This window comes from Kitasatospora sp. NPDC056327, from assembly GCF_042261735.1.
Taxonomy (GTDB): Bacteria; Actinomycetota; Actinomycetes; order Streptomycetales; family Streptomycetaceae; genus Kitasatospora.
Genome location: NZ_JBHJRC010000225.1, coordinates 1 through 13,673, shown reverse-complemented (window position 1 = coordinate 13,673; position 13,673 = coordinate 1). Strand labels below are relative to the sequence as shown.

General features: G+C 75.3%; 10 protein-coding genes. 5 read left to right on the top strand and 5 right to left on the bottom strand.

The window, feature by feature from the left end; genetic code table 11:
* Positions 1-50: 50 nt before the first annotated feature.
* Positions 51-851: a transglycosylase family protein gene (locus ACFCX4_RS26740; RefSeq protein WP_376147345.1), complete on the bottom strand. Its 801-nt coding sequence runs from the start codon at positions 849-851 to the stop codon at positions 51-53.
* Positions 852-1,597: 746 nt separating this feature from the next.
* Between ACFCX4_RS26740 and ACFCX4_RS26735 the strand changes: the two genes are divergently transcribed.
* Together ACFCX4_RS26735 and ACFCX4_RS26730 are read left to right on the top strand one after the other, a co-directional pair.
* On the top strand, positions 1,598-2,446 hold the full coding sequence (locus ACFCX4_RS26735) for a hypothetical protein (RefSeq protein ID WP_376147342.1): 849 nt from the start codon (positions 1,598-1,600) through the stop codon (positions 2,444-2,446).
* Between the two features lie 358 nt (positions 2,447-2,804).
* Positions 2,805-3,674: a hypothetical protein gene (locus ACFCX4_RS26730; RefSeq protein WP_376147339.1), complete on the top strand. Its 870-nt coding sequence runs from the start codon at positions 2,805-2,807 to the stop codon at positions 3,672-3,674.
* A gap of 145 nt (positions 3,675-3,819) precedes the next feature.
* On the opposite strand, the gene der is transcribed toward ACFCX4_RS26730, so the two are convergent.
* From der to ACFCX4_RS26715, 3 genes are all read right to left on the bottom strand, one after another.
* The gene (der, locus tag ACFCX4_RS26725; RefSeq protein WP_376147336.1) at positions 3,820-5,274 is read right to left on the bottom strand and encodes a ribosome biogenesis GTPase Der; all 1,455 of its coding nucleotides are present in this window, start codon (positions 5,272-5,274) and stop codon (positions 3,820-3,822) included.
* Between the two features lie 272 nt (positions 5,275-5,546).
* Entirely contained in the window at positions 5,547-6,266 is a 720-nt protein-coding gene (gene cmk, locus ACFCX4_RS26720) for a (d)CMP kinase (RefSeq protein ID WP_376147333.1), read from the bottom strand.
* A 316-nt stretch (positions 6,267-6,582) separates the two neighbouring features.
* Entirely contained in the window at positions 6,583-7,668 is a 1,086-nt protein-coding gene (locus ACFCX4_RS26715; RefSeq protein WP_376147330.1) for a prephenate dehydrogenase, read from the bottom strand.
* A gap of 386 nt (positions 7,669-8,054) precedes the next feature.
* On the opposite strand from ACFCX4_RS26715, the gene ACFCX4_RS26710 reads away from it, so the two are divergent.
* From ACFCX4_RS26710 to ACFCX4_RS26700, 3 genes are all read left to right on the top strand, one after another.
* Entirely contained in the window at positions 8,055-10,427 is a 2,373-nt protein-coding gene (locus ACFCX4_RS26710; protein ID WP_376147327.1) for a DUF4139 domain-containing protein, read from the top strand.
* Positions 10,428-10,430: 3 nt separating this feature from the next.
* A complete protein-coding gene (locus ACFCX4_RS26705) occupies positions 10,431-12,002 on the top strand; it encodes a DUF4139 domain-containing protein (protein ID WP_376147324.1) in 1,572 nt (523 codons plus the stop codon).
* Between the two features lie 84 nt (positions 12,003-12,086).
* A complete protein-coding gene (locus ACFCX4_RS26700; protein ID WP_376147321.1) occupies positions 12,087-12,449 on the top strand; it encodes a DUF952 domain-containing protein in 363 nt (120 codons plus the stop codon).
* Positions 12,450-12,499: 50 nt separating this feature from the next.
* On the opposite strand, the gene ACFCX4_RS26695 is transcribed toward ACFCX4_RS26700, so the two are convergent.
* Positions 12,500-13,483 carry a helix-turn-helix domain-containing protein gene (locus ACFCX4_RS26695; protein WP_376147318.1) on the bottom strand — a complete coding sequence of 328 codons (984 nt, stop codon included), beginning with the start codon at positions 13,481-13,483 and terminating at the stop codon, positions 12,500-12,502.
* Positions 13,484-13,673 lie beyond the last annotated feature (190 nt).

Sequence of the window (13,673 nt, the reverse complement as noted above, 5' to 3'; positions counted from 1 at the left end):
GCCTCCCCCAGTGCGGGGGAGGCGGCCGTCGGGCGCGCCGGGTGTGCGGATCAGACGGTGAGGGTCTGGCCCGGGAAGATCAGGTTCGGGTTGGCACCGATGACCTTGGCGTTGGTCTCGTACAGCGCGTGCCAGTCGACGCCCTGGGCGGCGGCGATGGTGCTCAGGGTGTCGCCGGCCTTGACGGTGTAGTTGCCGTTGGCCTGCTTGGCGTCGTTCGAGGCCCAGCCCTTGCCGGACTTCGCGGCCTTGGGGGCCTCGGCAGCCTTGGGCGCCTCGGCGGCCTTCGGCGCGGCGACGGCCTTGGGGGCCTCGGCGGCCTTGGGGGCGACCTTCGGGGCGGCGGTCTTCGGCGCCTCGGTGGCCTTCGGCGCGGCGGCCTTCGGGGTCGCGGTGGCGGCCGGGGCGGCCGGCTTCGCGGCCGGGGCGGCGGCGTCGACCGCGGCCGGGGCGCCGCCCTTGGTCAGGCCGGCCTTGACGGAGCAGACGGGCCAGGCGCCCGGGCCCTGCGAGGCGAGGACCTTCTCGGCGACGGCGATCTGCTGCGCCTTGGTGGCCAGGTTGGCCTGCGAGGCGTAGGCGGTGCCACCGAAGGCGGCCCAGGTGCTGGAGGTGAACTGCAGACCGCCGTAGAAACCGTTGCCGGTGTTGATGGCCCAGTTGCCGCCGCTCTCGCACTGGGCGACGGCGTCCCAGGTGGAGACGGAGGCGGCGGAAGCCGAGGTGGCCGTGACGAGGCCGGCCACCGGCAGAGCCGCGACAGCGGCGCCCGCCACGACCGCCATCCGCACGCGGTTGCGCTTGGTGACGGTGGAGGAGGTGGCAGCGGCGGTCTCGTTACGGAAAGTCATGGGGTTCCTCTCGACAGCCCCGGGCGGGCATGCGGAACCAAGCCCCGGAGAGGGTCTGGAATCGCTCGCCGCGTCCGTCGGGCGGCCGGAGACGTGTCGGACGTCCCGCGCCGCCCCGGCCACCCGCCTCGCACCGGCGACCTGTTCGAGCGGTCGCATCGGCGGGCACCGCCGGCGCCGGCTGGACCGGCGGGCTGTGCGTCGGGGGTGAACCCGGGTGGTGCTCGTTGCACCGCCAATGAAGCTACGAGTCGGCCGCCGGGGAACCAAACACTTTCGGGTCTCCCCAGCTCAGCAGGGCGTTACCGCTGGTAACCACCTTACATTCATGCACCATATGTCCGTTTTAGGTGTCATTTCCTAGATCAAACATCCATAAGCCGTGGCTCACCTCACAGCCCGATTCCGTCAGTTCCGCCACCGGGATCGACACATTGCGACGCCGTCGACACCCTCTGCGATCGGATCAGGGGCAATTCCCGCCAGCCGGACCTCCCACCCGTGACCCCTGCCACAAGGGCCCGTTGGTAAGGGCGGCCGGGCCGGACCCGTCCCCGGCTCGAACAGAACGGACGGCTCGCCCCACCCCGTCCGGCCCCGGCACGACGGCACGCCCCGAGCCCCACCCGACCGAGCCCCACCCGACACCGCACCCTCCGCGCCACCCCCACCGCCGCACCGCACCGCTTCGCCCCACCGCACCGCACCGACCGAACCGACCGAACCGACCGCACCAAGGAGATTCAGTGCCGCGCATGCTCGACGTCAGCGACGAGGTCCGATCCGAGATCGGCGACGACGAGGCCGACCGCCTGCTCGGCGGTGCCCACGCGCCCGACAGCTACGAGTGCACCTCCTGCCGCACCCCCGGCGACACCTTCCAGGAGCCCACCAGCACCGTGCTGTTCGTCGGCGACGAGACGGCGGTGCTGGCCTTCGCGCACGCCCGCTGCATTCCGTCGCAGGTGGTCCCGGTCTCGGAGGAGCAGCTGGCCGGCGCGGTGCGCAGCATCAGCCAGGCCCAGGGCGACCCGTCCGCCGACGCCCACCCGCAGCCGACGATCCCCTCCCCCGCCGGCGCCCCGGTGCCCGACCCGGCGGCCGAACGGCCCGGCGCACCCGGCCAGGCCGCGATCCTCGGCATCACTTGCGGGCTGGTCCTCCACGGCGACGCCGGACACGCCTCGCTGGTCGTCGAGCCGACCGGACCGGTCGGGCGCCCGGGCAACACGAGCGGCGAGGACGAGTTCCTGGATCTGCTCCAGGACGCGGGCTTCCAGGCGGTCACCGACCTCGACAAGACGCCGGACCAGCTGCCCGGCTGGTCGGTCCTGGTCGCGATGGGCAAGCTGCACGCGATCCTCCAGCCCTCGGCGGCCGGGGGAAGCACCGGCTGGTGGCAGGCGCACCAGCCGCTCCAGGTGACCGACGCCTGGCGGTTCGCCGCCAACCAGCTCGGCGAGGTCACCATGTACGCCGTCCCGGCCGGAACGGTCGGACGGCAGCCGCGCGAGGACCTGCTGCGTCAGGCACTGGAGCGGGCGGTGGTGGCGGGCCAGGTGGTCGCCGCCTCCCTCCCCCTCGCCGGCACCTGAGCCGCACCCCGGCGGCCCCCGACGGCCCCCGACGGGAGCCGACGGGAGCCGACACGGCCTCGACGCGGCCCCGAACCGACGCCGACGGACCCGCGAGCCACCCGGGCCCGGCAAGCCCCTGCCCTGCCGGCCCCGCCCGGCCGCCCCGGCGTCCTCTTCCACGCACTCCGGCGCCCGCCCCCACCATCCGCGGGCGGGGCCGTCGGGGCGCCTTTCCGTGCGTCCTGCCGGCCCCGCCCCGGCCGCCCCGGCCGACCCGCATCCCACGGCGCCCTCGCTCGTTGGGCCCTGCGTGTACAGCTACGACGTCCCCGCGTCCCCCCGGCGGGCCACCCCCGCCTCCCGCTCCATTCCGGGCATGCGCCCGTCGTACGACGCGGAGCACCCGCACTCGGCCACGCCGATCTACGACGAGCTGTACTCCGAATACCGCCGCCTCTTCCGAGCGCTCCCCGGCGACCGCTCCGGCGAGGAGGACCTGAAGTTCACCGGCTTCGCCGTCCGGGAGGGCTACCCGGCGCTCACCGACCAGCGTTCGTACCCGCCGCAGCACCAGGCGTTCCAGACCTTCGCGGGGCAGGCCGTCGGCATCCCCCAGTTCATGCCCAGCCGGTCGGGTGTCCCCGACCACACCGGCCGGACGGACCATCCCGGCCATCCCGGCCATACCGGCCACCTCGGACAGCAGGTCCACTCGAACCATTCAGGCCACTCGGGCCACGCAGGACATGCAGGTCATTCCGATCATCCGAGCCACTCCCACGACCAGGCACAGGCCCAGACCCAGACCCAGGGCCACCTCCACAGTGGTCACGGCACCGCCTCCACCGGTCACCCGGGGCAGCCGGGCCATACGAGCCACCCAGCCCACACCACCCACGCCACCCATACCAACCACACCCCGCACCCCCCGGCGCCGTACGCGCCCGGCTTCCCGCCCCCGCCCCCCTCGGCCCAGGCCACCCAGCCCTCCTCCGCCCAGGGCCAGTTCGGCACCGGTCAGGGCTGGGTCGCGGCCGGCTACCTCGGCGCCGGCCAGCCCCAGGCACCGGCCCACCTGCCCACCCCCGCGCACCTCTCCGCCCCGGCCCCGGTGACCGTCCCGGTGCCGGCACCAGCGCCGGTCGTCGGCACGGCCTTCGGCCCCAGCGGCCCGGGGACGTCCAGCGGCGGCCGCCACCGCAGCCTGCTCTCCCTCCCGCCGGGCCGCAGCAGCGAGCACCACTGACCCGGCGGCCACCGGTCGGCCCGCCCTCGTCCGCCCACCCCGCGGCAAGGAACACGAGAGGGCCCCGCCGCCCGGTCCCGAGACCGGCCGACGGGGCCCTGCGCCACGCCCTGTACTTCTGTACCCCTACCTCTGCGGCGCCGGACTACTTCTTCTTGCGCTTCTCCCGCACCCGCACCGAGATCGAGATCGGCGTCCCCACGAAGCCGAACTCCTCACGCAGCCGGCGCTCGATGAACCGCCGGTACCCCGCCTCCAGGAAGCCCGAGGCGAACAGCACGAAGCGCGGCGGCCGGATGCCCGCCTGGGTGCCGAACAGGATGCGCGGCTGCTTGCCGCCGCGGATCGGATGCGGGTGGGCGGCCACCAGCTCGCCGAGGAAGGCGTTCAGGCGCGCGGTGGTGATGCGGGTCTCCCAGCCCTCCAGCGCGGCCTCGATCGCCGGGACGAGCTTCTCCATGTGCCGACCGGTCTTCGCCGAGACGTTGACCCGGGGGGCCCACTGCACCTGGACGAGGTCGCGCTCGATCTCGCGCTCCAGGTAGAAGCGGCGCTCCTCGTCGAGCTGGTCCCACTTGTTGTAGGCGATGACGACGGCGCGCCCGGCCTCGACCGCCATCGAGATGATCCGGGTGTCCTGCTCGGCGAGGGTCTCGCTGGCGTCGACCAGGACGACCGCGACCTCGGCCTTGTCCAGCGCGGCGGAGGTGCGCAGCGAGGCGTAGAAGTCGGCGCCGGCGGTCAGGTGGACCCGGCGGCGGATGCCGGCGGTGTCGATGAACTTCCAGGTCTTGCCGCCGAGCTCGATCATCTCGTCGACCGGGTCACGGGTGGTGCCGGCCAGCTCGTTGACGACCACCCGGTCCTCGCCGGCGACCTTGTTGAGCATGCTGGACTTGCCGACGTTCGGCCGGCCGATCAGCGCGATGCGGCGCGGGCCGCCGGGCGCGGCGTCGCCGAAGGTCTGCGGCGGGGCCTCGGGCAGCGCGTCCATCACGGCGTCGAGCAGGTCGCCGGAGCCGCGGCCGTGCAGGGCGGAGACGGGGTACGGCTCGCCGAGGCCGAGCGACCACAGGTAGGCGGCCTCGGCCTCGGTGGACTGGCCGTCGACCTTGTTGGCGCAGAGCACGGTCGGCTTGCCGGCCCGGCGGATGATCTTGATCAGGGCTTCGTCCGTGTCGGTGGCGCCGACGGTGGCGTCGACCACGAACAGCACCGCGTCGGCCTGCTCGATGCCGAGCTCGGCCTGGGCCGCGACCATGGCGTCGATGCCGAGGACGTCGATCTCCCAGCCGCCGGTGTCGACGACCTTGAAGCGGCGGCCGTTCCAGGTGGCCTCGTAGGTCACGCGGTCGCGGGTGACGCCGGGCTTGTCCTCGACGACGGCCTCGCGGCGGCCGATGATGCGGTTCACCAGGGTCGACTTGCCGACGTTCGGGCGGCCGACGACGGCCAGCACCGGCAGCGGGGCGTGGCTGCCGTCGCCGAAGCCGTCGGCGTCGTCGAGGTCGAAGCCCTCCTCGGCGGCGAGCGCCATGAACTCGGCGTACTCGGAGGTGTCCAGGTCGCCGTGGCCGGCGGTGGAGTGCTCTGCGGTCATGTTCCTACTGTCCGTTTCCCGGCCCGGCCCTTCCCAGGGACGGGCCGTGCGTACCTGCCCCTCCGGGGCAGCGCGAATGGTTCCGGGTGCCACCGCGGCACCCTGGTCGGGTGCCGTGACGACACCCCGGTCGGGCACCGTGGGGGGCGCCCCGGTCGGGTGCCGTGACGACACCCTGGTCAGGTGCCGCAACAGCACCTCGTTCATCGGGTGACCGGCCGGTCCCGGCCGGTCGTTCGAAGCAGCCGGTCGTTCGAAGCGGCCGGGCGGTCTCAGACCGCCGACAGCGCGGCCCCGGCCCGCTCCGCCACCAGCGCGGTGATCCGGTCGATCACCTGCTCCAGGGTGAGCGCGCTGGTGTCCACCAGGACCGCGTCCGCGGCCTGGGTGAGCGGGGCGGTGGCTCGCGAGGAGTCCACCGCGTCCCGGCGCGCCAGGTCGGCGGCCATCGCGGTGATGGTCGCCTCGTCGACGCCCTTCGCCCGCAGCTCGGACGCCCGGCGCTCGGCCCGGGCCGTCTCGGACGCGGTCAGGAAGATCTTGACGGTGGCGCCCGGGAACACCACGCTCCCCATGTCCCGGCCCTCGGCGACGATGCCGCGCTCGGCGACCTCGGCGCAGCCGCGCTGCAGCTCGACCAGCCGGGTGCGCACCGCCGGCACCGCGGCGACGGCGCTGACCTGCGCGGTCACCTCGGGGCCGCGGATCGGGCCGGCGACGTCCCGGCCGTCGACCGTGATGGTCGGGCCGTCCGCGTCGGTACCCGACACGATCACCGGCTTGCCGCACGCGACGGCCACGGCCTCCGGGTCGTTCACGTCGACACCGTTGGCCAGCATCCACCAGGTCATCGCCCGGTACATGGCGCCGGTGTCCAGGAAGCTCAGGCCCAGCCGGGCGGCGACCGCCCTGGATACGGTCGACTTGCCGGAGCCGGAGGGTCCGTCGATGGCGACGACGACCGGGGCGTGCGCTCGGTCGGCAGTGTCCACGGCGCGAACCTCTCTCTGATCTCTGAGCACGGAATTGTCTCCGGGCACGGCGACCCACGCGTCGGGGCAGCCGGGGAATGTCTCCCTCAAGGTTAATGGACCCGCGCGGCACCCGGCCCCGCCGGTAACCGGACCGCTACGACGGCCCCGCTCCCGCCCCGTCCCGCCCCGATCCGGCCCCGGTCCACCCGGGCCCCGCCCGGTGACCACCCCACCCCGGAACGCCCGACCGGACCCCGCCGCCCCGTCACCCTCGGTCCCGAACGATCGACCCTCGGTCCCGAACGCTCCACCCTCGGTCCCGAACGATCGACACTCAGTCCCGAACGCTCCACCCGCTCGCCCGCAGCGCGGCCGTCAGCGGCCGTACCGCGCCCGGGGCCACCGACAGCTGCACGAAGCCGACCTGCTGCCCGGTCGAGTGCTCGATGTCGACGTCCTCGATGTTGACTCCGGCCGCACCGACCTCGCCGAACAGTCGGCCCAGCTCACCGGGCTGGTCTCCGAGGACGACCGCAAGCGTCTCGTACCGGGTGGGCGGCGCGCCGTGCTTGCCGGGGATCCGGGACTGGCCGGTGTTGCCGCGCCGCATGACCGCCTCGATGCCCGCGGCGCCCTCCCGCCGCCCGGCCTCCTCGGCGGCCTGCATGGCGCGCAGCGCGGTGACCGTCTCACCGAGGTCGGTGGCGAGCTCGTCCAGCACGTCGGCGACCGCGCCGGCGTTGGCGGAGAGGATGTCCACCCACATCGCGGGGTTGGAGGCGGCGATCCGGGTCACGTCCCGCACACCCTGGCCGGAGAGCCTTATGGCCGTCTCGTCGGCGTGCTCCAGCCGGGCGGCGACCAGCGAGGAGAGCAGCTGGGGGGCGTGCGAGACCAGGGCGACCGCCCGGTCGTGCGCGGCGGCGTCCATGACGATCGGCACGGCGCCGCAGAGCGCGACCAGTTCGAGGACGGCGTTCAGCGTCTCGGTGTCGGTGTCGGCGGTGGGGGTGAGCACCCACGGCCGGCCCTCGAAGATGTCCGCGCGGGCGGCCAGCGGCCCGGACCGCTCCCGGCCCGCCATCGGGTGGCTGCCGATGTAGTGGACGGTGTCGCAGCCGAGCGCGGCGACCTCCGCGCGCGGGCCCGCCTTCACGCTGGCGACGTCCGTGTAGCAGCGCGCCAGACCGCGGCGCTGACAGTCGGCGAGCACCTTGCCGACGAGCGCGGGCGGGACGGCGATGATCGCGAGGTCCACCGGGCCGTCCGCGGGCTCGGTGGTCCCGGCCCCCAGCGAGGCGGCGGTCCGCGCGGCGTCCGCGTCCGCGTCCTCCAGATGGACGGTCAGGCCCCGTGCGGTGAGGGCGAGCGCGGCGGAGGTGCCGATGAGTCCGGTACCGACGACGACGGCTGTGCGCATGGCGGGGTGGCTCTCCTCACGGAACAGGAACACGGAAACACGAACACACGGAGCGCTCCATCCTCCCCCATCACCACCACCCGCGCGGCCACCCCGGCTCCACCGGGACCGTCCGCACCACCCGCCCTGCCCGAACGGCCCGGCCCGGCGGCGGCGCCCGCCCCCGCCCTGGCCGCAACCGCGGGACCACGCCCGGCCGTCCCCCCTCACGCGGTCCCGAACCGCCGGACGCATGCCACCAGGCGCACGCCACGGCACCCGCACGCCCCGCACGGCGGAAATCCGACGACGCGGGGGCCACCGCACGGCAGGATGGGCCGCCCACGGGGTGGCGCGGCACACGAGGCGCCGACGGCGAGCGACGAAGCGACGAAGGGGTTGGCCGGGTGAACGATCAGCACAGCAGCGACCAGCAGCAACCGCACGAAGACAGCGCCGGAACCACCGGGACCACCGGGACCACCGGAGGCTCCCCCGGCACGGAGAGCACCGGGAACAGCACCCCGACCACCGACGGACCTGCCAACGGGACCGCGGACGGGACCCCCGCCGCGCGGCCGACCCCCGACTTCCCCTCCGTACTGGACTCCGTGGTCGTCCACGCCGTCGGCGCGGTCTGCCGCCGCCGGGCCCGGGTCACCCTGCCCCCGGACGGCCGGCTCCGGCTGACCGGCCTGCCCAAGCACCTCGACGCCCACTCGCTGCGCGCCCGGATCCTCGTCGGCCCGGCCGGCACCGCCGTCACCGAGGCCCGCCTGGAGGCCGTCGCCGAACTCCGTGACCCCTCCGAGCTTCCCGGGCTGCGCCGCCGGCTGGAGGAGGCCGACGAGCGCGTCGACGCCCTCCGGGAGCAGCACCGGCTGGTCGTCGCCGCGGTCGCCGAGACCACCAGGCTGCGCGCCGTCCCGCCGCAGCGCCGCCGCGACGAGCTGCTGCGCCGTACGCCGGCCGACGCCTGGCTGGAGCTGGCCGAGTTCGTCGACGAGCGCCTCACCGGGCTCCAGCTGCGCGCCGAGCGGCTCACCCGGGAGATCGAACTCGCCGAGCACGAGGTCCAGGTGCTCAACGACCAGGTGATCCGCTCGTCGACGGCCGACCGGTTCGGGACGGTCGGGACCACGACCACCGCTCTCCTCACCCTCACCACCACCGGAGCCGAGACCACGGGAGCCGAGAACGCCGGAGGCACCAGAGGCACCAGAGGCACCGGAGGCACCGAGGGCGCCGGAGGCACCGCCGCCGGCGACCCCACCCCCCTCGACATCGAACTGGAGTACACCGTCCGGGCCGCCCGCTGGGTGCCCTCCTACCGGCTGTCCTACCGCCAGGGCGCCGATACCGGCCGGCTCCTCCTGCGGGCCTCCGTCGCCCAGCGGACCGGCGAGGACTGGACGGGCGTCCGCCTCGCCCTGTCCACCGCCGACCTCGACCGCCGCACCGATCTGCCCGAGCTGCGCTCGCTGCGGATCGGCCGCAGCCAGCCGGCCCCGCCGCCGTCCGGCTGGCGCGAGCCCCCGCCCGGCCTGTCCGACCTCTTCACCGGCTACGACGCGGCCGGCCCCGCACCGTTCACCCCCTCCCGGGTGCTCGTGGGCGCGGCCGCGGGCGGAGCCCCCGGAGGGGCCCCCGAGCACCGGCTCGCCGTCCCCGTCGGCCCGGCCGTCGCCGCGGCCCCGCTCCCGCCGCCGCTCGCCGCCCCCGCGCCCCAGGCCCCCGGCTCCGCCCGGGCCCGCGTCGGCGGCCTCCGCTCGGCCGACGAGCCGACCGTCTTCGCCGGCTACGGCGCACCCGCGCCCGCCGCCTCGGCCGCCGCGGACCACGGCGACGCGGCCCTCGCCCGGTTCGCCCCGGACCTCGCCGCCGAGTCCGGCGGCGCCGACTTCGCGCCCCCGCCCGGCCCGCCGGTCCCGGACGACCTGCTGCTGGACTACCCCGCCCTCGAACTGCTCGGCCCGGAGGCCGGCCCCGACCGACGCGGCACCCTCCACCGCCCCTCCCGCCAGGACCCGTACGGCCGCCCCGCCCACGACTCCGGCCACCGCACCGACCACGACCACGGCTCCGGCACGGACCTGCGGCACCTCCCCCTCCCCCGGCACGCCGTCCCCCCGCGCGTCTCGGCCGGCTCCTTCGACCACCGCTTCGACGCCGCCGCCCCCGCCGACCTCCCCTCCGACGGCACCTGGCACACCGTCACGATCGACGAGATCCCGGTGAGCGTCCGGCCCGAGTACGTCACGGTGCCCGCCGTCGAGGAGCAGGTCTACGCCACCCTGGTGATCACCAACGGCACCGACCGGGCCGTCCTCGCCGGCCCGGCCGAGGTCACCGTCGACGACCGGTTCCTGCTCACCGCCGCCCTGCCCACCCTCGCCCCCGGCGGTGTGCGCCGACTGGGCACCGGTGTCGCCGAGTCGGTCGAGGTGACGCGCCGTACCGAGCTGCGCGAGTCCACCGCGGGCATGCTGAACAGCAGCACCGTGCTCGACCACCGGGTGCACGTCGAGCTGGCCAACCGGCTCGGCCGCCCGGTCACCGTCGAGGTCCGCGAACGGGTGCCGGTCAGCTCCGACGCCGACATCCGGATCGAGGAACGGCCCGGCTGGCACGCCCCGGACGAACCGTCCGCCGAGTGCCCGGCCGGGACCCGGCTGCGGCGGGTCGAGCTGCCGCCCGGCGGCCGGGCCGAGCTGGACGGCGGCTACCAGATCAGAATCCCGGCCGGCAAGGCCATCGTCGGCGGAAACCGGAGGAACTGAACGATGACCGTCACCCCCCTCCCCGTCACCCCACCTCCCGCGACGCCGCTGCCCGTCACCGCCGTCACCTGCCTGGAGGACCGCGCCCAGGTCGAACGCACCGCCACCGTCGAACTGGCCGCGGGCGTCCAGCGGCTGCGGCTGGGCCCGCTCACCGCGCTCGCCGTGGACCGCACCCTGCGCGCCGAGTCGCCGGCCCGGGGCGTGCGCGTGCTGGACGCCCGGATCACCCGCGCCTGGACACCGCGCGCCCCGCTGCCACCCGGCCCCGAGGACTCCGCGCTGCGCCACCGCCTGCACGCGCTGGACGAGACCGAGCGCGCCGAGGAGGCCCTCGCCGCCCGTCTCGAAGCCCGGCTGGCCCTGCTCGCCCAGCTCGCCGCCGACCTGCTGCGCGAGGTCGGCGAGGGCGCCGGCAGCGGCGAGGTCGAACGCACCCGCTGGCACCGCGAGCTGGAGCGCGTCGACGCCGAACGCGAGCGCTACGGCGAGGACCTGCGCGCCGCCCGCGCCCGGCTGAACCGGCTGGAGGAGGAGCGCTCCGCGGCCGTCACCGCCTTCCAGGAGGCCGAGGAGGAGCCCGCCGAGCTGCTCGCCCACCTCGACCTCACCGTCGAGGCCCGGGAGGCCGGCCCGGCCCGGCTGACCGTGAGCCACCTGGTGCCGTGCGCGCTCTGGCGGCCGTCCTACCGGGCCACCCTGGACGCGGGCGTGCTGAAGCTGGAGTCCGAGGCGGTGGTCTGGCAGCGCACCGGCGAGGCCTGGACCGGGGCCCGGCTCACCTTCTCCACCGCCCGCTCCGCCCTCGCCACCGAGCCGCCCGCGCTCGTCGAGGACGTGCTGACGCTGCGCGACCGCACCTCCGAGGAGCGCCGCACCGTCGAGGTGGAGCTGCGCGAGGAGGCGGTCTCCGAGCTCGGCCCGGACGGCGTGGTGCCGGGCGTGGACGACGGCGGCGAGGTGCGGGTGCTGACCGCCCCGGCGCCGGCCACCGTGCCGTCCGACGGCCGGGCGCACCGAGTGCCACTGGGTTCCTTCGCCGGTCCGGCGAGCAGCGAGTACGCCTGCGCGCCCGAGCTGTCGCAGCTGGTGACCCAGGTCGTCCGGTTCCGCAGCACGGCCGGGCACCCGCTGCTCGCCGGACCGGTCGAGCTGATCCGCGGCAGCGGCTTCACCGGGCGCGGACGGCTGCCGTTCACGGCGGCCGGTGCCGACGCCGAGCTCTCCTTCGGCAGCTCGGACGGCTACCGGGTGGTGCGGGAGACCGAGGAGCGCCGCTCCACCGCCGGGCTGACGCAGCGTTCGGTGACCACCCGCACGGTGCGGCTGCACCTGTCGCGGTTCTCCGGGCCGGAGGAACGGGACGAGCAACTGGTCGCGGTGCGCGAGCGGGTGCCGGTCTCCGAGGTGTCGGCGGTGGAGGTGCGGCTGCGCAAGGAGGAGTGCTCACCGGCGCCGGACGCCTTCGACGCCGAGGGCATCGTCCGCTGGGACGTCCCGCTCGGCCCGGGGGCCCGCCGCACCCTGACCCTGGTGTACGAGATCACCGCCTCCGCCAAGGTGGCGGGCCTGTAACGGAACCGCCGGCGGCCCGGGCGGGCGCGCGAACCGCCGCCCGGGCGCCCGCTCCGGCCCGGCCGGAGCGGGTACAACAGGAGCATGATCCTGCACCTAGCCCCCCTGGACGACTGGCTGGCCGACCCGGGCCGGCCGTACGCGACCGCCTCGCTGCTCACCGACGGGTTCATCCACTGCTCGGCGGACGAGCGGACCGCGCTCGCCGTGGCCAACGCCTTCTTCTCCGACGCCCGCGAACCGCTGATGGTGCTGCTGATCGACGAGTCGCTGGTGGAGCCGATGGTCAAGTGGGAGGCCCCGCACGGCGCCCCGCCACCGGGGGCCACCCCCGACGTGCTGTTCCCGCACATCTACGGGCGGCTGAACCGCACCGCCGTGCTGGGCCTGGAGAAGGTCGAGCGCGGCCCGGACGGCCGCTGGGCGTCCCTCTCCCCCTGGAGCTGACGCCCGCCCCGCCCGGAAGCTCCGGAGGCCGCCCGGAGCCGCCGCCCGCCCTACAGCCAGCCCCGCTCCCGGGCCGCCATCCCGGCCTGGAAGCGGGTGGTGGCCCCCAGCTCGCGCATCAGCGACTGGAGCCGGCGCTGGGTGGTCCGGGCGCTCCAGCCGAGCGAGCGGGCGATCGACTCGTCGGTGAGGCCGGCCGCCAGCAGCCCGAGCAGCTTGCGGTGGTCGGCCTCCGGCTCCAGCCCGCCGTCCCCCGCGCCGAGCGCGGCCTGCAGCCGGACGGCGCGCTCCCACTCCGCCTCGAAGAGCGTGTCCAGCGCCTGCAGCAGGGCGGAGGGGTGGATGACGTAGGCGGCGTCGAGGACGCTGTCCCCGACGCTGATCGGGATGATCGCCATCCGGTCGTCCGACATGATCATCTTCATCGGGAGCACCGGCCGGACCCTGGCCTCCTCGCCGTCCGCGACCCCGGCCAGGATGTTCTTCTCCAGCCGCCCCGGCCAGGCGACCGCCTCCCGGTCGTAGATGGTCCGGAACCGCAGGCCCTCCCCGAGCCGCTGGCGCTGCAGCGGGATGTTGGCCACCGGGTCCTGGATGTAGGGCGGGCAGTCGAAGCCGCGGATCTGGTACTGGCTGGTCTCGGTGATGTGCTCCAGCCGCTGGGCGATCGCCTCGCCGCCGGTCAGCACCTCGACGGAGTGGGCCGGGTCGGTGTACCGCGAGGCCTCCCGGAAGGCGTCCATCAGCCGGTGCATCTCGGCCCTGGCGTGCCGCAGCTCGGACTCCCGGTGGCCGATCAGGGTGCCGATGGCGACGTCCGGGGCCACCGGAAGGAACCGCTGCCGGTCGACCGGGGCCCGGGTGGCCATGCCCTGCTGGGCGAGCCGGTCCAGGGACCGCAGGCTCTGCTGGAGGGTCAGGTCGCAGAGCGCGGCCAGGTCCTCGGCCGTCGACTGCGGATTGGCCACCAGCGCCGCGTAGACCCGCCCGTCCGCCCCGGCGAGTCCCAGCGCGCTGAGTGGTGCATCGGACACGGCGTCGCTCCCGTTCGGCCCTCGCCCCGCGCACGGTGGCGCAGTCCCGCCACCCGGCGGGTCGTGGTCAGGTGGCCATACTCGGCCACGGATCATGAGGCTGACAAGACGATCACCCCACGATGCGGCCCGCCTCACAGCGGGAACCCGCCGAACGACGGAAGGGCCTCCCCGCCACTCGGCGGGGAGG